Here is a 23,008-nt window from a genome sequence, read left to right as displayed (position 1 = left end):
GATAATTGAAAACACTATACTAGCGAAGGAAATATACGGCGAGCCCGCGGAAAGCGTAGTGTATTTCCGTATCGGTATGATAACTACTATCCGAAACTGTGTCGTAGTTTATGTATACTTTGCACACTAAAATTTTTACCCGCATGGAGATGCTCGTTGCTAAAACTTTATGTGCTCCTGACATAAAAAAAGAAAATCCGAACAAATACAAATTCCAGTTGAGGAGATTTGAATCATTGTGCGGATTTCTTTATAATCAAAGCTCTTTTATCGTAGCTTTATCATTTATAGATAGCTATACAGTTTAGGCAAAAACAAGAGACAACCGACAACAACTGAGGTAATAGCAGCAATTAGAACTGCCCCCGCAGCTACGTCCTTAATGATCTTGGCCATTGGATGCTGTTCAGGTTTCAAATAATCAAGCACGGTTTCAATCGCCGAATTAACCATTTCCATTGCCAATACAAATCCAATAGTTAAAACAAGTACCAGCCATTCACTGACCGACAGTTTCACTATAACCCCAACAATCATGACAAGTAATGCCACAACGATATGAATTCGGAAATTGCGTTCATGCTTAACGACCGCCATAATGCCATTCCAGGCAAAACGAAGGCCGATCCCCCGCTTTTTACGGTTATCGTTCGAGTCCAAACGCATGAAGAATATCCTCTTGTTTCTGAAACATTTCTTCTTCCTCTTCCTTCTCCATATGATCATAGCCAAGTAAATGAAGAAAGCCATGAACAGACAAAAAACCAATTTCCCGTTCTAATGAATGATTATAATCAGACGCTTGTTCCTTTGCCCGATCAATCGAGATCACAATATCTCCAAGCACAAGTGGAATATCCTCGCCGACTACCGGGAGTTCCCCTTCACCTGTTTCCTGCATGGCAAATGAAATAACATCTGTTGGCTTATTCTGCTGGCGATAATTGCGATTTAATTCTTGGATTTCATCATTGTTGACAAAGTTTATGGATATTTCCGCTTCATTGGAAACCTCCTCTTGTTCCGCTGCAAAATCAAGTAATCGCTGCAGCAAATCAATCGTATCACTCGGCACAGAATTGGTTTGATCATGAAAATCGATATGCATTTAACTCGTCTCCTTCTCCGGATATTGAATTCTTGAATGAAAGATCCCTTTTAATGTTTCGCACACCGTCTGATGTACCGTGTTTAGATCTTGCATGGTCAATGGACATTCATCCAGTTGACCATCTAATAAGCGGTCTTTGATAATCGATGAGACAATATCTTCAATTTTTTCTTCCGTTGGTTCGTTTAATGACCGAACAGCTGCCTCAACCGAATCACAGATATTTACAACCCCTGCTTCTTTTGTTTGCGGTTTCGGACCAGGATATCGAAAATCGCTTTCTTTTACTTGTTCATTGTTCTTCTTCTCTTTATAGTAAAAGAACTTTAATAGTGTTGTTCCATGGTGCTCTTTCGCAATATTAATAATTTCTTTTGGCAAATGGTGTTTCTGCAGCATTGCCGCACCGTCATACGGATGGCTAATAATAATCTGGGCACTTTTTTGTGGCTCCAACTGATCATGCAAGTTTGCACCAGCCAATTGATTTTCAATAAAATATTGGGGCCGGACCGTTTTTCCAATATCATGATAATAGGCCCCAACTCGTGCTAGCAATCCATTAGCACCAATCGCTTCACAAGCAGTTTCACTTAAATTAGCAACCATGATCGAATGATGATACGTACCTGGGGCTTCCGTCAGGATCTTTTTAATTAATTTTTGGTTCGGACTTGATAAAGCAAGTAATTTGATATCGGAGAGGATCCCCAAACCTGTTTCAAAAAACGGCAGCAGTCCCATTGTTAAGACAGCCGATAATAAAGCCGAACCAAAACCGAAACCGGACTGAATAAAAAAGTCTTTTAGGGAATATTTTTCAAATGACAAAAATAGAAATAATAATACAGTAATCACATTAACGATTGTCATCCCTACTCCAGCTTTAACAATTGCCAATCGATCTTTAATGTTCATCAAGAAGATAATACCTGCGAGCTGGGAAAAAAAGAAATAAATACCGGCTTCGATGTTTAAAGATCCAGGTATTTCCCCATTAAAAATAATACTGCCCAAAACAGCATATAGTCCAGCTAAAACAATGGCAAATCGTTCATGAATCAATTGTTTAAGCAGCAGCCCACCAGTTGCAATAGGAACCAGAAAATATAGTTGATTGATTTGGGTGGTAAACAGGCTAACCCCTTTCATTAAAGCAATAACGACAATACTGATCAGGACAACCGCAGCCACTTTGCCTTTATCCAATTGTTTCTGTTTATCAAGCAAATACATTTCATAGGCAATCCCACCGCAGATTAACACGACCAGTAAGGCGAGCCCGATAATTGGAAAGACATTTCGTTCTTTATTCAATAGACCGGCCAATTTTAATTGTTCATATTTTTCATTTGTAATTGTCTGTCCTTCTCCGACAATCGTTTCACCAGCCCGGATGATGACTGGTTCCACACTGCTGGCAGCGGCTTTTCGTGCTTCCATTGTCTTCTCTACATCAAACACCGAATTTTCGACAACCGCAAAATTGCTTAATGACATTAAAGCCTGTTTCACATCATTATTTAAATCTGTATATTTAATTTCCTGCTTAACCGCGGTTGTAGCGCTCTGAACATTTTCTGTCCGCACACCTTCACGGAACACATCCTTTAATGCATCGATCAGGATCTTTTTTCCTTTTGCACGTTCGTTAGACGATGCCTCCAGTAATTGTGCCAGGATCAGTTCGTCCACGTGCTCCGTTATCCCCGGAGACAATACATTGGATAACTTTTGCACTTTTTCCGGGGTAGACAGCCCTTCCTCCTCATCATTATTTGAAGCTTTACCATCCTTTTTGTTTTCCTCGTCCAATTTCTTTATAGCATCAAATAATTCATTAACATAACCAATTTGCTCATCGGTGATTTCCTTGGAAATTTCATAGCGGTCGTCAACCGATTGTACCGTTTCCCGAGCTTTGCGCTTGGTTTCCTGCTCATTTTCAATGGTGATCGGCGAGCGAATAGTCTCTTTAGCAATAGCAAATCGCTCAATATTATACGTCTGTGTAAAGACATTGTTTACGGTGACAAAGAAAAAAATGATACCTAAAATAGATACGGGGATAGCAATTGTCAGCCATCTCGACTTGGTCTTCCGTAACGATGACCAAAAGTATCTTATTGTTTTTTTCATAGATTCACCTCATTTCACAAAACACTGCCCAATTATTAAGACCAGGAATACGCAATCGCTCTGTTTTACTTTTTTATTACCATCTTGTACTTAGTAAATAAGACCCGTAACGATGCCGGGCCCGGAAAAATTAGTTCACTTTTTCATATGCATCAATAATTCGCTGTACCAATGGATGCCTGACAACATCAGTTGGGTTCAGATAAACAAAGGAAATTCCTTTTACACTGTCTAGCAATTGACTTGCTACATGCAATCCAGATTTTACACCTTTTGGCAAGTCTATTTGGGTGATGTCTCCAGTAATAATCATTTTCGAGCCAAATCCCAAGCGGGTTAAAAACATTTTCATTTGTTCCGGGGTAGTGTTCTGTGCCTCATCCAGAATCACGAATGCATCATCCAATGTTCGACCACGCATATAGGCAAGCGGGGCGATTTCAATGGTTTCACGTTCAATTAAACGTAAGGTATGCTCCGCACCTAGCACATCGTGCAATGCATCGTATAACGGACGAAGGTATGGATCGACCTTTTCTTTCAAATCGCCTGGCAAAAAACCTAAGCTTTCTCCAGCCTCTACTGCCGGCCTCGTCAGAATAATCCGCTTTATAAGTCCGTTCTTTAATGCCTGTACAGCCATGACAACGGCTAAATAGGTTTTACCTGTTCCCGCAGGGCCAATACCAAACACAAGGTCATTTTCCTTAATCGCAGAAACATAACTTTTCTGACCTAATGTTTTTACCCGAATGGACTTTCCCTTCACATTCTTGGTAATTTCGTCTTCAAATAAGGTTTCTAACTGATTAATCTTGCCATTCCTTGCTAGCTCAATGGCATAAACAACATCTCGCTCAGAAATCGTTAATCCTTTACGTATAATGGATAGAAACGTCAACAATATCTCCTGTACTAATGCAACATCTTCGTTTTCACCCGATACCCGGATTTGTTCCCCTCTGGTAACGATAGAAACGGATAATTGCTCTTCCAATTGTTTTAAATTTTTATCATTTGTGCCAAATAAAGCCAGCGCTTCACTTGGGCTTTTAATTTGTAAATCAACTGTGCTAAAGTGCTCTGCCATATTCAATCTCCTTGATTTATAGTAAAGGTCATATACAATTTTTGTTTTATGATGCTTTTGGCAAAAATAGGTTCCAGCGCCCAGTGAACTTTCTCAGAACACAGGTCATATTAGTGCCGGCACAGGACATTCCGGTTTAACCAGCTTCCCCTCAATCGGGTGCTTCTGCGTTTGATATAGGTTCTTCTTTCGCAATATTCTCTTCTACTGTAGCAAATAAGGTTAGTTTAACTTTACCATTCTCCGTTGTTTCTTGCAAAACTTTTTGTGAAGTAATTTTAGCATCAGGCCCTAGTCGTAACTGTAATTCATTCTCACTTTGCTTCAAGCCGATTTGGACTGCCTCATCTTTCGTTCGTTTTAGCTGATGATTATTTTTTTCGTTCCAGGTCGATTCAATAAAATGGACAGGGAGTTCCCATTTGAGGAATTGAACATGATTGTCTGTCTCTTCTTTTTGGATATGTTTATAGTCTGGATTTCCGAATCCCCAAATTGGCAGTTTCACATCTCCAAAACGCAAATAATATTTCTTTTTGTGATCACCGGTAAGCATTTCGACATTCGCCTGTAACGGTACAGTTACGCTGACTTCATACCACGTTTGGGCGATTACTTCTCCCTCTGCAGCGATCAGTTTTTTATCTTTATCATCGGTGTCGTTATCTTTATCGGTATCGGTATCGAAATCAAGCTTTCCAGTTACAAGCAGGTCGCCTGGCTCAACATAATCATGTACCTGAACCTTGGCAAGCCCTTTGGAGATAAACATATTTTGAATCACACCTTTTTTTGTGGCAATTAAATTACGGGGCCCCTTTACTTCCTTTTCTTTCACCGTTTGCTTCTCGACACCTTCCAAAAAATAGGTTGTCCCTTTTTTATTCACACCAACCCACAGGAGTTCAGGAATGTCATTCACCAATTTTTGCTGAATGACACTTGCTGGTTCCAAGGTAAGACTCCAGGACCCAGCATGAATTCCATATCCATCAAGCTGCTTGACAATTTTTTTCTCAATATCCTTTGGTACCCCTGTTACTTTCACATCCCAGATAATATTTGACAAACCAAAGATTAACAAGATGCTAAGCAAGATACCGATAACAAGCTCTCGTTTGCGTAAAAATCGCTTCAATAAAAATGGTGACCCTTTTTTTCCGACAAAAGATAATTTGTAATCGGTTCCTCGCCTAATTTCTTTGATAAACTTAATATCCTGCAGCCTGATATTTCCCTTGCAGGATGTTGATGATTCTTTTTCAACATCCCAAACCAGAATTTTTCGTTTGGCACATTGCTGAAAGAATAGCTCAGGCATATTTCCTTTTACCATTACTGTTACATACCCGGTTATAAATGATCCTTGGATTTGTTTCATGATTTCCTCCTTCATTGCAGCAGCTTCACCCTTATGCTGGGATAAATTTCACTTCTTCAATGGTTCCTTCCACCAGTATTTCTTCTGGGAGCATCATTTTTAATACAAAAGACGATCCTAAAATTTGGATGTAACCTTTATTCGTTTTTAGTTTCAATTCCGTCTCTGAATATACTGCGAGCCCTTGATGATTTTCGATATAGACATGTATTTGACCAATCATTGTTATTCTAGGAAGTTCAAGAACGACGTCTGAAGGAAGTGCTAGATGGTTTGTTAACCATGGTGTAATTCGCTTATACCATTTCACATACAGAGCCCCCTCTCATCCTCATGTTTATGAAAAAGCAAACAAGATAAGAACAAAAAAAGCCTTCATTAAAAGTAAATAATACTTTTAATGAAGGCTTCGATTATTCTTTTCGTTGGGAAGTAATACTGCGATACGGTTTACGTGCGCGTGGCGGTCCTAATACTTCCGCCATTACAATCCCATCAACCAATCCTTTTCGATTTAAATTCTTCCTGACCTGATTTTTCATAGCCGTTTTGTTCTCGTTGAATTGACTCGGTTTTGTTTGTAGATGTTCAAAATTCACTTGATACATATCTTCATTTTCTGAATCGCCAGCATCTAATTTCATTCGTGAAGCCAGTTCATGCATTTGCGCATCCCGCTGTTCCTGCATGGCAATCGTATCCATTCCTTTTTGAGGTGCTTCAGTTTGTCTCTGTTGAGAACGATTTGGAATGGTTGGCGTTGATCTTGCTGGCTTTGGCTTATACGGCTTTTGATTTGTTTGCTGCTCAGATTTTTTATTAAAAAGTCCGATGATCCCACCAATAATAGCTAGAATGATGAGAATGGCATCCATGGATATCCACCTCTTTTCACGCTAACACAGTTATTGCTCATTATTGTCGTCATCGTTATCATCCTTTGACAGTTTGCCAATCGAATCACGCATGTCCGTATCTGCATCGATATTTTTGTAATTCATATAATCCATGACCCCTAAATTACCTGAACGCAATGCTTCAGCCAGTGCACGTGGTACATCCGCCTCTGCTTCAACCACTTTCGCCTGCATTTCTTGTACATTAGCAACCATTTCTTGTTCAAGGGCAACAGCCATTGCACGGCGTTCTTCGGCTTTCGCTTGTGCAATATTTTTATCTGCTTCTGCCTGGTCAGTCTGTAAAATCGCGCCAATGTTTTTACCAATATCAATATCTGCAATATCAATCGACAATATTTCAAAGGCGGTACCTGCATCAAGTCCACGATTTAGTACATTATGGGAAATGGAATCCGGATTTTCTAATACCTTGGCATGGGTTTCAGAGCTACCAATCGTACTTACAATCCCTTCACCAACTCGTGCAATAACCGTTTCTTCCCCGGCACCACCGACAAGCCGGTCAATATTCGCACGAACAGTGATCCGTGCCTTCGCTTTCACTTCAATGCCGTCAATGGCAATACCAGAAATGAAAGGTGTTTCGATAACCTTTGGATTAACACTCATTTGTACTGCTTCTAATACATCACGGCCAGCTAAGTCAATTGCTGCACACCGTTCAAAGCTTAGATGAATATTTGCCCGTTGAGCGGCAATTAAAGCATTAACAACCCGATCTACATTCCCCCCGGCTAGATAGTGACTTTCCAACTGATTTGTGCTGACATCTATTCCTGCTTTATGGGCCTTGATTAACGGGTTAATCACCCTTGACGGTACAACCCGGCGCAACCGCATGCCAATTAATGTAAAAATACCTACCTTAACACCTGCTGCCAGCGCACTGATCCACAACATAACGGGAATGAACGTAAAGAGAACCGCTATGACGATGAGAATGATCGCGATAATAATAATCGGAAAAATTTCTTGAAATTCCATTCAATTACCTCCTAATATGATATATCTTATATTTCCCTAACCACAACCCGAACGCCCTCTACCATTACGACTTTAACGGCTTTATTTATTTGAATATAACTTCCTTCCGATACGACATCCATTCGTTCGCCATCAAATAGTGCGGTGCCAGAAGGTCTTAATGGTGTCAATGTCACTCCCTCCAAGCCGATTAACTCAAGTCGGTTGACACTTGATACATACCCTTGTTCGGTAGAGGTTTGATCACGTAAAATAATATGACGAAAAAATCCTTTTTCCATTCCGATTGTTTTAAATAAAACAACCGAAGCGACAATAGCAATGATAAACGCGATACTAACGCTCATGGCCATATGTCCGATATCCTCGCTTGATAAAAACAGAGAACCTAGAATAGAACCAACACCTAATAATCCTACAATCCCACCTGCAACAAAAAATTCAACAATGATTAAAATAATTCCTAGTATGAGTAAAATCATTGCTTCGTAACCCGCTAACCCTGCTACAATATGTCCGTAGAAGAACAATATCAGAGCCAGCAATCCCATGGTTCCCGGCACACCAAACCCCGGTGAATACAACTCAACAATCAGTCCAAGACTGGCCACAGATAGCAAAATCGGTACAACAACCGGATTTGTCAAAAATCTGGCAAGTTCCTCGGAAAATGTTGGAGCGGCTTCCACTATCTTCGCGTTCGTCAAGCCAAGTTCATGCAGTAAAGCTGTTCGATTTTTGGTGACTCCCTCAGCATATCCTACTTCAACCGCTGTTGTGGCATCCAACGTCAAGAATTCACCTTTAGGAGCCCCATATTCAGGTAAGTCTATAGAGGGGTCAGCCATTGCCTTGGCATACAGTGGGTCCCGTCCTTTTGACTCAGCAGCCCCTTTCATCGCAGATAACCATGCAGATTGTGCTTTTTTATCCGCTGCCGTGCCGTCCTCATTAATGACACCACTCGCACCCATGGTAGCATGCGGCTGCATGTAAATCGCATCCATATTTAGAGCAATATACGAACCGGCAGACAATGCCTGATTCACTACATAGGCGGTTGTCGGTGTTTTTAATCCTTGTAGCAAGGTAGCAATTTGCCCTGCAGCATCTACCCGCCCTCCAGGTGTATCAATTTCAAAGATGATCTGGTCGGCTCCCGCTTCTTCCGCTTCCTTTGTTGTTCGTGCAAGAAAAGATTCCAACCCTTTCTCTACTTCTTTTTCAATTGGAATTACATAGACCAGCTTCCCATCGCCAGTATCGTCCTTCGCCTGAGCAAAATCAGTACCCGGAATACCTGATATTAAAAAAAAACCAACAATCAGACATATGATTATGTATGACACGAGCTTGCTTCGCATCACCATTTATCACCCCCTTTTGCCATACATATATTATTACGTTTTAATTTCAAGTTTGTTTCAAGAATTCCAATTAAATTGTACCATATGTATAAGGGCTCTGCGTACAGACAAAATAGAAATAGAGTGTCTTCCGCAAAAAAGGCCTTTGTCTGATACGACAAAGACCTCTTATTCCTTGTTTCATAATGGGTGATCAGCTTAAGTGGTTCTGTACAAGCTGGTTAACTTTTGCACCGTCTGCCTTGCCTTTTACTTTCGGCATAATGGCACTCATTACTTTACCCATATCACTTTTTGTTGTTGCATTAATTTCCTGAATTGTTGACTGAACGATTGCCTCCAGCTCGTTATCTGAGAGCTGTTGTGGCATATATTCCTGTAAAATATGAATTTCCATATCAAGTTTTTCAACAAGATCGTCACGTCCAGCTGATTTAAATTCTTGGAGGGAATCTTTTCTTTGCTTTAACTCTCTTGACAAGATGGTTAGTTCCTCGTCCGCAGAAAGTTGCTCTTTACTAAGCTTAATTGATTCATTCTGTAATGAAGCTTTTACCATTCGGATAACACTTAGCTTCTCTTTATCCTTTTGCTTCATTGCCTGTTTCATATCTTGATTCAGCTGTTCAATTAATGACATGTACTGGACACCCTCTTTAGAATTTACGCTTTCTAGCAGCTTCAGATTTCTTTTTACGCTTTACACTAGGTTTTTCATAGAATTCACGCTTGCGATATTCTGAGAGTGTACCACTTTTTGATACACTACGTTTAAAGCGACGAAGAGCATCTTCGAGAGACTCGTTTTTACGAACGCGAGTTGTATTTGACATGCTAATTTCCCCTCCCTCCGAAGCATAAAACAGATTGTACAGGCATATATCCGATAATGTTAGTCAAAAAATGCTGTAACAAAGGGTAGTTTCTCCACCCTTTTGAACAATTTCTATTACATGCCTTGTTAAATTATAATATAACAAGATCTTTAGGTCAACTCATTTTGCCGATGAAGTTTCACTTGGCGAGAAAAATCAGTTGTCCGATCCAGCAATAATAGCGATACCGGCACTTGCTCCAATTCGAGTCGCCCCCGCAGCAATCATTGCTTTCGTTGCTTTCGTATCTCGAACGCCGCCAGAAGCTTTTACTCCCATTTCACTTCCGACAGTTTCCCGCATTAACTGAATATCTTCAATGGACGCACCCCCACCAGAAAATCCGGTGGACGTTTTGACAAAATCAGCTCCTGCTTGTTTTGCCAGCTTACAAGCGCGAACCTTTTCCTCATTTGTAAGCAATGACGTTTCAATGATCACCTTCACGAGTGCTTTCCCTGCAGCCGCGGCAACAATCGCCTCGATATCTTGTTTAACAATAGCTTCATGATTGGATTTCAGTTCACCAACATTGATCACCATATCCAATTCAGCCGCCCCATGCGCCACCGCTTGCTTTGCTTCAAATACCTTCGTTTCCGTCGTTGTTGCTCCCAATGGAAATCCTATAACGGTACACACTTTCACATCGGTATCTTTTAGTTGATCGTAACAATAAGCAACCCAATACGGGTTGACACAAACCGAGGCAAACTGATATTTGCGTGCCTCCTGGACAATCTGTTCGATTTTTTCTGCGGTTGTTTCTGGTTTTAATTGCGTATGGTCAATGTATTTAGCCAATTCCTTTCCCATGGGTAAACCTCCTTTTTTAAAAATGCTTTACTTATGAAGAAAAACGGATGGAATGATTCGTCGCATCGTCCATTACCCTGACAAATGTTCCTTCATTATACGGATAGCCGGATTTCGTTATTTTCACGCGGACAATCTTGCCTATCAAATCATGACTGCCAGTAAATACGACTTTCAAGTAATTATCAGTATATCCGACAAGTAATTCAGGGTTATTCTGATCAGGCATACGTTCTTCTGGGATCACTTCCAGTACTTCATCTTCGTAAGCAGAAGCATATTCTTTTGCCAATTGATTGGAAAGTTCAATCATTCGTTGCACGCGTTCATTCTTGATATCTTCATCTACCTGATCCTGCATACGTGCAGCAGGAGTTCCAGTTCTTCTCGAAAACGGGAAAACATGAAGTTCTGAATAACCAACTTCTTTAATAAAATTGTACGTTTCCATGAACTCTTCTTCTGTTTCTCCCGGAAAACCAACGATAATATCTGATGTAATCGCTAAACCAGGTAAAGCTTTACGGATCTTATCTACTTTCTCCTTGTAATAGGAGCTGGAGTACTTCCTGCGCATCCGTTTTAACACTGTATCCGATCCGGACTGTAGCGGAATGTGCAGATGGCGAACAATTTTCGTTGATTTATCAAGCACGTCAATCACTTCATCGGTAATTTGACTAGCCTCGATCGAGGAGATGCGGATTCGTTTTAAACCATCCACTTTTGTTTCCAATTCCTGCAATAGCTTTGCGAAATTATAATCGCTCATATCTTCTCCATAGCCAGCTGTATGAATACCCGTTAAGACGATTTCCTTATAGCCGGCGTCAACCAATTGTTGTGCTTGCGTAAGTACATCTTCTGGTTTTCTGGAACGAAGCAGACCACGCGACCATGGAATAATACAGAACGTACAAAAATTATTACATCCTTCCTGTATTTTTAACGAGGCACGTGTTCGATCAGTGAATGCGGGAACATCCATTTCTTCAAACACACGATTTTTCATAATATTGGTAACTCCATTGACTGGTTCACGAGTCTGTTGATGCTCTTCAATATAGTCGATCATTTTCTTGCGGTTTTGGGTTCCAACAACCACATCCACACCAGGAATTTCCATGATCTCTCCAGGAGATGTTTGTGCATAGCAACCTGTTACGCATACAACCGCCTCCGGATTTTTTCTAATGGCGCGACGGATGACCTGCCTGCTCTTCTTGTCTCCCGTGTTTGTTACGGTACATGTATTAATGACATAAACATCCGACTGACGATCAAAGTCGACCCGTTCATAGCCATTTTCTTTAAACATATTCCAAATACCTTCCGTCTCATAATGATTTACTTTACAGCCTAATGTATGAAAGGCTACTGTTGGCATTTGTCACACCCCAATTCTTCTAAATGATAGGAAATACTTGCTAAAACATATAATGAAGCAGTTTCGGCCCGCAAAATACGCGGTCCCAGGCGAACCGGAGCAAAACCATTCACTTTCAATAATTTTGCTTCTCCAGGCGAAAAACCACCCTCGGGACCAATACAAACAAGCACACGCTGATGCCTTTTTAAATGTTTTACAGCATTTGCGAAGGATTGGAATTCAGCTGTTTTAGCTTCTTCCTCAAATGCAAAAAGCAATACATCATAATCCTTGCTTGCGGTAATCAGCTCGTCCATATTTACCATTGGGTGGATGACAGGAATTTGATTTCGGTGACTTTGTTCACTTGCCTCTTTCACAATCTTCGTAAACCGTTTATATTTCTTTTCTGCCTTTTTCTGGTCCCACACAACAATCGAACGTTCCGCCTGAAATGGAATAAAACCAGCGGCACCTAATTCCGTCCCCTTTTGCAAAATCAAGTCAAACTTATCTCCTTTTGGCAGCCCTTGAGCAATGGTTACGTCAACTGGGAGCTCAACTGATTCCTCAAGCCACTCCACAATTTCGGCAATAATTGTATCCAGGGACTGCAGATGGATTCTGCATATTGCAGCCCTGCCATCCGGATGGTTACAAATGACCCGGTCGCCATCTGAAAAACGCATTACCCGCATCATGTGATGAACATCATCACCAGTTATGGTTACCTGCTGCTGTCGCCAATTGGCTGCAGGAATAAAATAGCGTTGCACAACGAACACCTTCTCTTAAAAACATATCACTTTCTCGCGATTATGGAAATCCAATCTTCCATTTCGTTGATAGCTAAAATAGTAAACCCATTTTCCAACAGCTGATCCCTCACGATTTGTTTTTTAGGCTGGATAATACCGGAAGTAATAAAAATACCGCCTTCTTTCAAATTATTCCAGGCATCAGGAACAAAACGGACAATAATCTCAGCTAAAATATTCGATACAATTACATCGGCTTGCATGTTGACATGATCAAGCAAATTGTTTTGTTTTGTTTCAATCTTTGTATCAAGCTTATTTAGTTTTGCGTTTATTTTCGTACTTTTGACCGCAATTTCATCCAAATCATAGGCGAATACTTTTTCCGCTCCAAGCTTGGCTGCTGCAATACTCAAAACACCGGAACCACAGCCAACATCGATAACCATATCATCTTTATGAATATATTGCTCCAATGCTTGAATGCTTAATACAGTTGTCGGATGTGTCCCCGTGCCGAAAGCCATCCCAGGGTCCAGTTCGATGATTAATTCGTCACTTGATACTGCCTTGTAGTCTTCCCAAGTAGGGGTAATTGTAACCTTTTTAGATATTTTAACAGGCTTATAATATTTTTTCCAAGCAGTTGCCCATTCTTCCTCCTTCACTTCGCTTAATGTCACGTGATTACTGCCAAGATCAATATCATAAATCATTAAGTTATTGATTGCTTGTTTAATTTCATCAACCGTGTCACTTAAAAAACTATTAACGGGCAGGTAAGCTTTAATATAAACGCCTTCTTCAGGGTATTCATTTGGATCGAGTTCATAGATTTCCCCAAATTTATCTTCCTTTACCTTCATTAAATCCAATGGATCTTCAATTATGACGCCGCTTGCCCCATTCTCGTGAAGGATATTCGAAATCGGTTCAATCGCTTCATTTGTCGTATGGACACATAGTTCAGACCATTTCAATTATTATCCACCCATTTCTTGAACAAAAGCAACATTTGATCAGGATTACCCTCTCTTTGCTTTCATTATGTTTCGTAACTACTTTCACTATGTAAATGGCACCACCACTTAGAAACTATTCATCCCTCTCTTAACGGGCAGCAAGACTCCCACCTCAGGATTTTGAAGTGAAATCAAAATGATCAGTGGGAGTTAACTGCATAACAATAGCCCGATTCTGTTCACAGCCTGCAGGACGCAGATCACAAAGGCGTTGCCCGCTTTATTTGCTCCTTTAATACCCTGAGCAAAGAATCCCTGTTAAACAGAGTTTCACTTTAGTAAAACACCATTATTCGCTTTTAAAAGCTTTTTTGAAACGTTGAAAAAAAGAACCTTCTTGCTCATCAGTTGCGTCATTGCCGCCAATTTCGTTAAATTCACGCAGCAACTCTTTTTGCCGGTCGGTCAGTTTTTTTGGCGTAACGATCCGTACCTTTACATGCTGATCACCATGTCCATAGCCACGAACGTTGGGTGCTCCTTTACCTTTTAAACGGAAGGTCTTACCAGTTTGCGTCCCGGCTGGAATCTTCAACATTACTTTCCCATGCACGGTCGGTACTTCCACTTCATCACCAAGTGCTGCTTGGGTAAAGGTTATCGGTAATTCACAGAAGATATGGTCTCCTTCTCGCTCGTAAAACTCATGGGTTTTCACCCGTACCACTACATACAAATCACCAGCAGGACCACCATTGACACCAGCTTCCCCTTTTCCAGAAACGCGGATTTGCTGGCCTTCGTCAATACCGGCTGGAATCGAAATATGAATTTTCTTCTGTTTTTTAACCGTACCTGAACCACCACATGTACGACATTTCTCAGGAATAATTTTACCTGTTCCATGACAATAGTTACAAACGCGGCGATTTACAACCTTGCCAAATGGTGTATTTTGTTCCGTATTTAACTGGCCCGATCCATGACAGTGTGAACAAGTTTCCGTTTTTGTGCCTGGCTTTGCGCCTGAGCCGTGACATGTTTCACAGGTTTCTTCTTTAGGTATGCTAATATCCATCTCTTTTCCGAAAATAGCTTCTTCAAAGTCGAGTGTTACGGTATATTGCAAATCGGCACCTTGCTGTGGAGCATTCGGATCCCGTCTGCGTCCGCCCCCACCAAAGAACATGTCAAAAATATCGCCAAAACCACCAAAGTCTTGTGCCCCGCCGCCAAAACCGCCGAAGCCTTGACCTTGTGCACCAGCATGGCCAAATTGATCGTACTGTGCACGCTTTTGCTCATCACTTAACACTTCATATGCTTCTTTAACTTCCTTAAATTTATCTGCAGCACCCTCTTCTTTGTTTACATCCGGGTGATATTTTCTGGCTAATTTTCGGTAAGTCTTTTTAATTTCCTCTTTTGAAGCGTCTTTACTCACACCAAGTACATCATAATAATCACGCTTACTCACTTGTTAATCACTCTCCCGATTCACTTCTTGCATACGTTTTATCTTATCATCACCAGCACGTTAATACAAATGGAAAAAGTCAAAGCCAAGGAGATCCTGACTTTGACTTAGGCCTACAGGATGTAGATCGTCCGATGATTTACGATAAAATCATCGAACTTCCCACACATACAAGCTTTATTTCTTATCTTCTTCGTCGTCTACCTCTTTATAGTCAGCATCAACGACATCATCATCTGCATTTTGGCCTTCCTGTCCTTGAGCAGCTTGTTGATCTTGAGCCATTTGTTCGTACATCTTAACCGATAGCTGCTGTACTTGCTCTTGTAAAGCTTCTTTCTTCGCTTTAATTTGATCGATATCATTGGCTTCCATAGCCGATTTCAATTCATCTTTTGCCGCTTCAGCTTTTTGTTTTTCTTCATCAGAAACCTTGTCACCAAGGTCTTTGATTGTCTTATCTGTCGTGAAGATTAATTGATCTGCTTCGTTTCTTAAATCTATTTCTTCTCGACGCTTTTTGTCTGCTTCAGCATTATCTTCTGCTTCTTGAACCATACGATCTACTTCATCATCGGAAAGACCTGAAGAAGATTTAATGGTAATCGACTGTTCCTTGTTTGTACCCATATCCTTCGCACGCACATTAACAATACCGTTTGCGTCGATGTCAAAGGATACCTCGATTTGCGGTACACCTCTAGGTGCTGGTGGAATATCTGTTAATTGAAAACGTCCAAGCGTTTTATTGTCTGCCGCCATTTCACGTTCCCCTTGCAGGACGTGGATATCAACCGCTGTCTGATTATCAGCAGCCGTCGAGAATACTTGAGAATGACTGGTCGGAATGGTTGTGTTACGCTCAATCAATTTTGTAAACACGCTACCCATTGTTTCAATACCCAACGATAATGGTGTAACATCCAATAACAATACGTCTTTTACATCACCTTGCAATACACCGCCTTGAATTGCTGCACCGAGTGCTACAACTTCGTCAGGGTTGACGCCTTTTGAAGGGTCTTTACCTGTTTCTTTTTTAATCGCATCCTGAACAGCAGGAATCCGGGTTGATCCACCTACAAGGATAACCTTGTGAATGTCACTAGCTGACAGATCGGCGTCTTTTAGCGCTTTACGTGTAGGAACCATTGTACGCTCAACCAATTCAGTTGATAGTTCATCAAATTTTGCTCGGGTTAAGCTCATTTCCAGGTGTAATGGACCTGCATCCCCAGCCGTGATAAATGGAAGCGAAATTTGTGTCTGTGTAACACCTGATAAATCCTTCTTCGCTTTTTCAGCGGCATCTTTCAATCGTTGCATTGCCATTTTATCTTTAGACAAATCAATGCCGTTTTCTTTCTTAAACTCTTGTACTAAATGATCAATGATAACTTCATCAAAGTCATCACCACCAAGACGGTTGTCACCGGCTGTAGAAACAACTTCAAACGTGCCATCGCCGATATCAAGAATGGACACGTCAAAAGTACCGCCACCAAGGTCATATACCAGGATTGTTTGATCCTGATCATCTTTATCAATACCGTATGCCAGTGCAGCAGCAGTTGGTTCGTTAATAATCCGTTCTACTTCAAGGCCGGCAATCTTTCCAGCATCCTTGGTTGCTTGACGCTCTGCATCATTGAAATAAGCTGGAACAGTAATAACCGCTTTATCTACCGTTTCACCCAAATAATCTTCCGCATACGATTTGATATGTTGCAGGATAATGGCTGAAACTTCTTGTGGGGTATATTCTTTATCTTCAATTTTCACTTTATAATCTGTACCCATATGACGTTTAATCGATTGAATCGTATTTGGATTAGTTATCGCTTGACGCTTGGCAACCTCACCAACTTGTCGTTCCCCATTCTTAAAAGCTACAACAGATGGTGTTGTCCGGTTACCCTCAGGGTTAGGGATAACAACGGCTTCTCCGCCTTCCATTACTGATACACATGAATTTGTTGTTCCTAAGTCAATTCCGATTATTTTACCCATAATCAATTTCCTCCTTTACTACTCTCTAAGTTTATTGATTTACTTTAACCATTGCTGGACGAATAACCCGATCGTTAAGCATGTACCCTTTTTGCAATTCTTCTACCACACTACCTGCTTCCAATTCAGGATCTTCTATTTGCATAACCGCGTGATGCACGTTAGGATCAAACGGCTTACCAACCGCTTCAATCTCCTCGATGCCTTGGCTTTTCAATGCGTCTTTTAACTGGTTATAAACCATTGTGATTCCTTCTACAAAACTTTTATTTGCTTCGGTCACTTCCTGGTTCAAGGCACGCTCAAAATTGTCTAGCGCAGGTAAGAGTTCATTTGCCAAATCTTGCGCTTTATATTTGCGGTCTTTTTCCCGTTCTTTTTGTGTACGCTTTTTAAAGTTATCAAATTCCGCTTGATTTCTTAGCATTTTTTGATACATATCATCTTTTTCCTTTGTTAAGCGTTCCACTTCTTCTTTCAACGATTCCATTATACTTTCATCAGAGTCCAGCAGTTGTGATTCATCTTTTACTTCTTCCTCCACCGGCTCTATTGTTTCTGTTTCGGTTTCGTTTTCAGCATCTTCATTTGTTTCAATCGTTTCTTTGTCTTGTTCAGCCACCATTGCCACCTCCTATTTACATACCACGTTTGACTATACCACGAAAAGACAGGTAATTAAAATAAAATATTACTTGGTACAACATTCCGGTTTCCCGCGAACTATTCATTATTCTTATACCACATATATAGTGCATCCGTCATCTCGCTGGACAACACATCCAACAGGGTGATTACCTTTTTATATTCCATCCTTGTCGGCCCCAATAATGCAATAGTTCCCATTTGTTCAACACCAAAATGGTAGGTCGCGGTAATAAGACTCAAGTCCTGAATGGCTTCCACCTTATTTTCATGGCCAATTGTAACTTTAATCCCATCCGTCTTCGCTTTCAACAGATTGGCAATTTCCTCTTCTCTTTCCATCATGGAATAGAAGGAACGGATTTTTTCGATATCCTTAAACTCTGGCTGCATTAACATGTTAGCCATCCCGCCAATGTATAATTTAGCCTGATGCTCATTTGAAAAAGCAGCCTTTAGATAATCATAGGATTTGTCAATGTCACGGACGTACAGTTTCATCAGTTCCATTACTTCACTATTCAATTTGTCCGGCAGCCGGACAATGGGAACACCATATAAGCGATCATTTAGGATGTTTACCATTTTCTCCAAATCTGCTGGATCAATTTCGTTGGGAATCGAAAACGTACGATGATCAACATGACCCGTATTGGTTATTAAAATGGCCACAGCAGTTTGTGGTGCCAATGGAATAATCTGAATCTGATTTAATGTTGTTTCAAAAATTTCAGGCCCTAGTATAATGGACGTATAATTTGTTATGTCAGACAGGACCTCCGCGCATTTTTGTACCACTTTTTCAAACTCGAAAAAACCATCATGAATAATATGTTTTATTACTTGTACATCTTCCCATGAATGTTTTATGGATAACAAATGGTCTACATAAAAGCGATACCCTTTTTCAGAAGGAATGCGCCCGGACGATGAATGTGTCTTTTCCAAAAAGCCCATCTCCTCCAGATCAGCCATGACGTTTCTGATAGTGGCGGGACTATATGATATATTCTCTTTCTTGGAAATAGCACGTGATCCTACAGGCTGTGCTGTCTGGATGAAATCATCAATAATGACTTGCAGAATTAGCATCTGTCTTTCGGTTAACATGATGATCACCTCTGTTAGCACTCTCTACTTGCGAGTGCTAATTCTAATAATAAATTATCAAATCCGCTTTTTTTTGTCAACGAAGAAGCACTAAATCATCGTCTTCTAATAAAAACTTTTCAAATACCTCATTTCCAAACAATAATCCTTGATCCGTTAATCGAACCACATACCCATCATCGTGTAGCCACCCTTTTTGCTTAAGCAATGTCATTTCTGATTGATATAATGTATCCAGCGGGAAGCCAAATTTTTCCTGAAAGATTTGTTTTGAGACGCCGGCAAGCTTCCTTAGCCCCAGGAACATCTCTTCTTCAATTTGCTCTTTTATTCCAATTGTTTCCGTATTTAAAATCGGCTTTCCATCGAGCAACGCCTGTTTAACATAGGCGGGCAGCGGACGGATATTCCCTGTCCGCTTTCCCGGCAAATAACCATGCGCCCCAGCACCGAAACCATAGTAATAATTATTATTCCAATAAGTTAAATTATGTTGGCTTTCAAAACCTGGCTTGGCAAAATTACTGATCTCATATTGCACCAGTCCATTTTGTTGCATGGTTTGGCGAAGAAGCTCATACATCGCTACTTCAGTTTCTTGTGGCGGGCGATGCAGTTTTCCTTTGTGGTAACGCTGATAAAATACAGTTTTAGGTTCAATTTGCAGCGCATAAGTGGAATAATGCGGCAGCTGGAACTGAACCGCTTCGTCCAATGTATGCCGAAAGTCCTCCAGTGTTTGCGTTGGTAAGGCGTAAATTAAATCAATACTGATATTTGCAAATCCATGCTGATGAAGCAGATCAATAGTTTGGTATACATCGGATACTTTGTGTAAACGGCCAATTTCCACAAGCATATTGTCATCAAACACTTGCACGCCTAGCGAAACCCGTTGAACACCGTAGTCTCGCAAAAGCTTGATTTTTTCCGTATCAAAATCGCCCGGGTTCGCTTCAATTGTAAATTCCTCACAGTTTGCAACATCAAATTTTTCATTAACTAGTCCCAGCAGTTTACGTAACTGTTGTAAATTTAATGCGGTCGGTGTGCCGCCACCGATAAATATCGTTTTAACGGGATTATGTTTCCCAGGAACTTGTACATTTATTTCATTAGCCAGTGCCTCTAAATACTGGTTTGCCTGGTTTTCGTTATAAAAAAACTTGGTAAAATCACAATAATGACAGATTTGCTGGCAGAATGGGATATGGATATAAACCGACTGTATGCTTGCACTCATTGCTTTGACACCTCTTTCTCGAAAAGAAATAGGGCTAACCCGTGTGAGGTTTTCCCTATGTTTTTAAAAAACTTAATCGTCACCCATTTCCAGAACGGCCATGAATGCTTCTTGTGGTACTTCCACAGATCCAACCATTTTCATCCGCTTTTTACCTTCTTTTTGTTTCTCCAGCAATTTGCGTTTTCGGGAAATGTCACCACCATAACACTTCGACAGAACATTTTTGCGCATTGCCTTAATCGTCGACCTGGCAATAATTTTATTTCCGATCGCCGCTTGTACAGGTACTTCAAATTGTTGTCTTGGAATTAATTCTTTCAGCTTCTCTACAATGTGTTTCCCACGGGCATAGGCGAAATCACGATGGACAATAAACGATAATGCATCAATCGTTTCCCCATTTAACAAAATGTCCATTTTGACGAGCTTGGAATCCCGGTATCCGATTAAATCATAATCAAACGATGCATACCCCTTTGTTTGTGATTTCAGCTGATCAAAGAAATCATACACAATTTCAGACAATGGGAGATGATAAATAACGTTCACTCGAATATCATCTAAATATTCCATATCAACAAATTGCCCGCGTTTTTTCTGGCAGATCTCCATAACGGTTCCAACATAATCGTTTGGCACCATAACCGTTGCTTTCACAAATGGTTCCCGAATTTCTTTGATTTGCTGTGGGTCTGGCATCACGGATGGGTTATCAACGTCGATAATTTCATCATTTGTTTGTTCCACCTCATAAATAACACTTGGTGCAGTGGTAATCAGGCCAATATTAAATTCACGCTCTATTCGTTCTTGAATGATTTCCATATGCAAAAGCCCCAGGAAACCGCAGCGAAAACCAAATCCTAATGCCTGTGATGTCTCCGCATCGTACTGTAGGGAGGAATCATTTAATTCCAGACGCTCCAGTGCTTCTCTGAGATCGTTATATTTATTTGAATCAACCGGATATAGTCCACAGAAAACCATTGGATTTAATTTTCGGTAGCCCGGTAGTGGCACATCTGCCTGACGATTGGCAAGGGTGATCGTATCCCCAACTCGCGAATCGCCCACTTGTTTAATCGACGCCGTTAAATACCCAACATCACCAACCTTTAATTCCTGCTGTTGTACTGGCTTTGGTGTAAAGACACCCACCTCATTGACGTCGAATTCTTTGCCGGTCGCCATCATTTTAATTTTGTCGCCAACCTTTACCGAGCCTTCTTTAACACAGATATAGGCAATAACGCCGCGGTATGGATCATATAATGAGTCGAAAATCAGCGCCTTTAATGGGGCATCATCATCTCCTGCAGGTGCAGGTATCGCCTCAACGATTCGTTCCAGAATTTCATCAATTCCAATGCCATCCTTTGCTGAAGCCAGGATAACATCATCCCCATCAATACCAATGACATCCTCTAACTCTTTTGTCACACGATCGGTATCTGCATTGGGCAAGTCGATCTTATTAATCACCGGAATAATTTCCAAATCATTATCCAATGCAAGGTATACATTTGCCAATGTCTGTGCTTCAATACCCTGCGCAGCATCAACGACCAATATTGCCCCTTCACATGCTGCAAGACTGCGGGATACTTCATATGTAAAATCGACGTGGCCAGGTGTATCAATTAAATGAAAAATAAATTCTTCCCCGCTTTTACTCTTGTAATGTAGCTGGACAGCGTTCAATTTGATGGTGATTCCGCGCTCGCGTTCCAAATCCATCGCATCTAAAAATTGCTCCTTCATTTCGCGTTGGGTTAATGCTTTTGTATTTTCTAAAATTCGATCCGCAAGCGTAGACTTTCCATGATCAATATGTGCGATAATCGAAAAATTACGGACGTTTTTTTGTTTTTTTGCCATTTATGCTGTTCACTCCTACATGTTTTCTACCGTTTAGACATGATGTTCACTAGGATTGATTATAGCAATAGCATGCCAGACATTCAATTAGGAAAGCATGAGCCTGAGAGAAAAGTGTTTTGGATATAGGGAAATCCGAGTGATGATTCAAAGTTCTTAAATGGGATTTGTATTCGTTCGGATTTTTCTTTTTGCATGTTAGGGAAGTATAAAGTCTTAGCGTGGAAGTAAATTTTCAGGCATCAAGTATCCATATTGCGACGTAACTTTGGATAATAGTTATCTTACCGCTACGAAAATACACTACGCTTTTCGTGGGTGACCCGTGAGCCTCGGGCCAACACGATGTTGGTCATGAAGGCGTTGCGACAGGATGTCGCGTTCTTAGCCTTCCATCCTTACTTGTGACGCACTGCGGGGTCTTACTCTGGCCACTTGTCCCACAGGAGTCTCCGTGTATTTCCTCCGCTAGTATAGCGTTTGCCAATATAACCGGAAGATACGACAGAAATTTTTGTTTGAACAGCTACACTAGTCCGGGATCGCTTCGGGCGGAGACTCCTGTGGGAACAGCACGTGGTGAAGACCCCGCAGAGTGGTTATTAAGGAAGGCCGACTAAGAACGGGCTTGTCGCCCAACGTCGGCATACCCCTGTTGCAGGGGCAAGGAGGCTGAGGCCGTGCCCACGGAAAGCATCCGCCCGGAGCGATCCCGGACGGGGCAATCAGCCCATCTAGTCAGAAATCAATATTCATTACGTCGCATTTTACATCAACTATGTCTTAAGATTCATCTGTTGAAAAAGTGACTTTTTGCATTTCCATTCTGTAATCGTTCGTCTTTAATGTAGAAGGTTTTGGCTTGTCCCA

General features: G+C 40.9%; 21 protein-coding genes. All 21 read right to left on the bottom strand.

Annotated features, from left to right (window positions below; genetic code table 11):
* Window positions 1-285: 285 nt before the first annotated feature.
* Window positions 286-666, bottom strand: a complete 381-nt coding sequence (locus WMZ97_RS14790; RefSeq protein ID WP_343272865.1) for a diacylglycerol kinase family protein — start codon at window positions 664-666, stop codon at window positions 286-288.
* On the bottom strand, window positions 644-1,108 hold the full coding sequence (gene ybeY, locus WMZ97_RS14785; RefSeq protein WP_343272864.1) for an rRNA maturation RNase YbeY: 465 nt from the start codon (window positions 1,106-1,108) through the stop codon (window positions 644-646). Before ybeY ends, WMZ97_RS14790 begins: the two co-directional genes overlap by 23 nt.
* Window positions 1,109-3,250: an HD family phosphohydrolase gene (locus tag WMZ97_RS14780; RefSeq protein ID WP_343272863.1), complete on the bottom strand. Its 2,142-nt coding sequence runs from the start codon at window positions 3,248-3,250 to the stop codon at window positions 1,109-1,111.
* A 130-nt stretch (window positions 3,251-3,380) separates the two neighbouring features.
* On the bottom strand, window positions 3,381-4,340 hold the full coding sequence (locus WMZ97_RS14775; protein ID WP_343272862.1) for a PhoH family protein: 960 nt from the start codon (window positions 4,338-4,340) through the stop codon (window positions 3,381-3,383).
* Window positions 4,341-4,491: 151 nt separating this feature from the next.
* Window positions 4,492-5,721, bottom strand: coding sequence for a sporulation protein YqfD (gene yqfD, locus WMZ97_RS14770; RefSeq protein WP_343272861.1), 1,230 nt, complete (start codon window positions 5,719-5,721; stop codon window positions 4,492-4,494).
* 31 nt (window positions 5,722-5,752) lie between these two features.
* On the bottom strand, window positions 5,753-6,037 hold the full coding sequence (yqfC, locus tag WMZ97_RS14765; RefSeq protein ID WP_343272870.1) for a sporulation protein YqfC: 285 nt from the start codon (window positions 6,035-6,037) through the stop codon (window positions 5,753-5,755).
* Between the two features lie 97 nt (window positions 6,038-6,134).
* Window positions 6,135-6,596 carry a hypothetical protein gene (locus tag WMZ97_RS14760; RefSeq protein ID WP_343272860.1) on the bottom strand — a complete coding sequence of 154 codons (462 nt, stop codon included), beginning with the start codon at window positions 6,594-6,596 and terminating at the stop codon, window positions 6,135-6,137.
* A 30-nt stretch (window positions 6,597-6,626) separates the two neighbouring features.
* A complete protein-coding gene (floA, locus tag WMZ97_RS14755; RefSeq protein WP_343272859.1) occupies window positions 6,627-7,625 on the bottom strand; it encodes a flotillin-like protein FloA in 999 nt (332 codons plus the stop codon).
* Window positions 7,626-7,651: 26 nt separating this feature from the next.
* Entirely contained in the window at window positions 7,652-8,989 is a 1,338-nt protein-coding gene (locus WMZ97_RS14750; protein ID WP_343272869.1) for an NfeD family protein, read from the bottom strand.
* A gap of 196 nt (window positions 8,990-9,185) precedes the next feature.
* On the bottom strand, window positions 9,186-9,632 hold the full coding sequence (locus WMZ97_RS14745) for a GatB/YqeY domain-containing protein (protein WP_343272858.1): 447 nt from the start codon (window positions 9,630-9,632) through the stop codon (window positions 9,186-9,188).
* A 16-nt stretch (window positions 9,633-9,648) separates the two neighbouring features.
* Window positions 9,649-9,825 carry a 30S ribosomal protein S21 gene (gene rpsU, locus WMZ97_RS14740; RefSeq protein WP_088050684.1) on the bottom strand — a complete coding sequence of 59 codons (177 nt, stop codon included), beginning with the start codon at window positions 9,823-9,825 and terminating at the stop codon, window positions 9,649-9,651.
* Between the two features lie 198 nt (window positions 9,826-10,023).
* Window positions 10,024-10,683, bottom strand: a complete 660-nt coding sequence (gene deoC, locus WMZ97_RS14735) for a deoxyribose-phosphate aldolase (protein WP_343272857.1) — start codon at window positions 10,681-10,683, stop codon at window positions 10,024-10,026.
* Window positions 10,684-10,714: 31 nt separating this feature from the next.
* Window positions 10,715-12,070, bottom strand: coding sequence for a tRNA (N(6)-L-threonylcarbamoyladenosine(37)-C(2))-methylthiotransferase MtaB (mtaB, locus tag WMZ97_RS14730; RefSeq protein WP_343272856.1), 1,356 nt, complete (start codon window positions 12,068-12,070; stop codon window positions 10,715-10,717).
* Window positions 12,058-12,828, bottom strand: a complete 771-nt coding sequence (locus tag WMZ97_RS14725) for a 16S rRNA (uracil(1498)-N(3))-methyltransferase (protein ID WP_343272855.1) — start codon at window positions 12,826-12,828, stop codon at window positions 12,058-12,060. Before WMZ97_RS14725 ends, mtaB begins: the two co-directional genes overlap by 13 nt.
* Before the next feature lie 26 nt (window positions 12,829-12,854).
* Complete coding sequence (gene prmA / locus WMZ97_RS14720; protein ID WP_343272854.1) at window positions 12,855-13,790, bottom strand: 50S ribosomal protein L11 methyltransferase; 936 nt, start codon at window positions 13,788-13,790, stop codon at window positions 12,855-12,857.
* Window positions 13,791-14,121: 331 nt separating this feature from the next.
* Entirely contained in the window at window positions 14,122-15,249 is a 1,128-nt protein-coding gene (gene dnaJ, locus WMZ97_RS14715) for a molecular chaperone DnaJ (RefSeq protein ID WP_343272853.1), read from the bottom strand.
* Window positions 15,250-15,426: 177 nt separating this feature from the next.
* The gene (gene dnaK, locus WMZ97_RS14710; RefSeq protein ID WP_343272852.1) at window positions 15,427-17,259 is read right to left on the bottom strand and encodes a molecular chaperone DnaK; all 1,833 of its coding nucleotides are present in this window, start codon (window positions 17,257-17,259) and stop codon (window positions 15,427-15,429) included.
* Window positions 17,260-17,290: 31 nt separating this feature from the next.
* The gene (grpE, locus tag WMZ97_RS14705) at window positions 17,291-17,884 is read right to left on the bottom strand and encodes a nucleotide exchange factor GrpE (protein WP_343272851.1); all 594 of its coding nucleotides are present in this window, start codon (window positions 17,882-17,884) and stop codon (window positions 17,291-17,293) included.
* Window positions 17,885-17,982: 98 nt separating this feature from the next.
* A complete protein-coding gene (hrcA, locus tag WMZ97_RS14700; protein ID WP_343272850.1) occupies window positions 17,983-19,014 on the bottom strand; it encodes a heat-inducible transcriptional repressor HrcA in 1,032 nt (343 codons plus the stop codon).
* Window positions 19,015-19,090: 76 nt separating this feature from the next.
* Window positions 19,091-20,257 (bottom strand): radical SAM family heme chaperone HemW, encoded by a 1,167-nt coding sequence (hemW, locus tag WMZ97_RS14695; RefSeq protein WP_343272849.1) that lies wholly within the window; start codon window positions 20,255-20,257, stop codon window positions 19,091-19,093.
* A 72-nt stretch (window positions 20,258-20,329) separates the two neighbouring features.
* A complete protein-coding gene (lepA, locus tag WMZ97_RS14690; protein WP_343272848.1) occupies window positions 20,330-22,138 on the bottom strand; it encodes a translation elongation factor 4 in 1,809 nt (602 codons plus the stop codon).
* Between the last annotated feature and the right edge of the window lie 870 nt (window positions 22,139-23,008).

The sequence above is a fragment of the Lentibacillus songyuanensis genome (assembly GCF_039548255.1).
GTDB classification, from domain to species: domain Bacteria; phylum Bacillota; class Bacilli; order Bacillales; family Amphibacillaceae; genus Lentibacillus_C; species Lentibacillus_C songyuanensis.
Note: the sequence above shows the minus strand (reverse complement) of the source record. Positions and strands in the feature narration are given on the sequence as shown.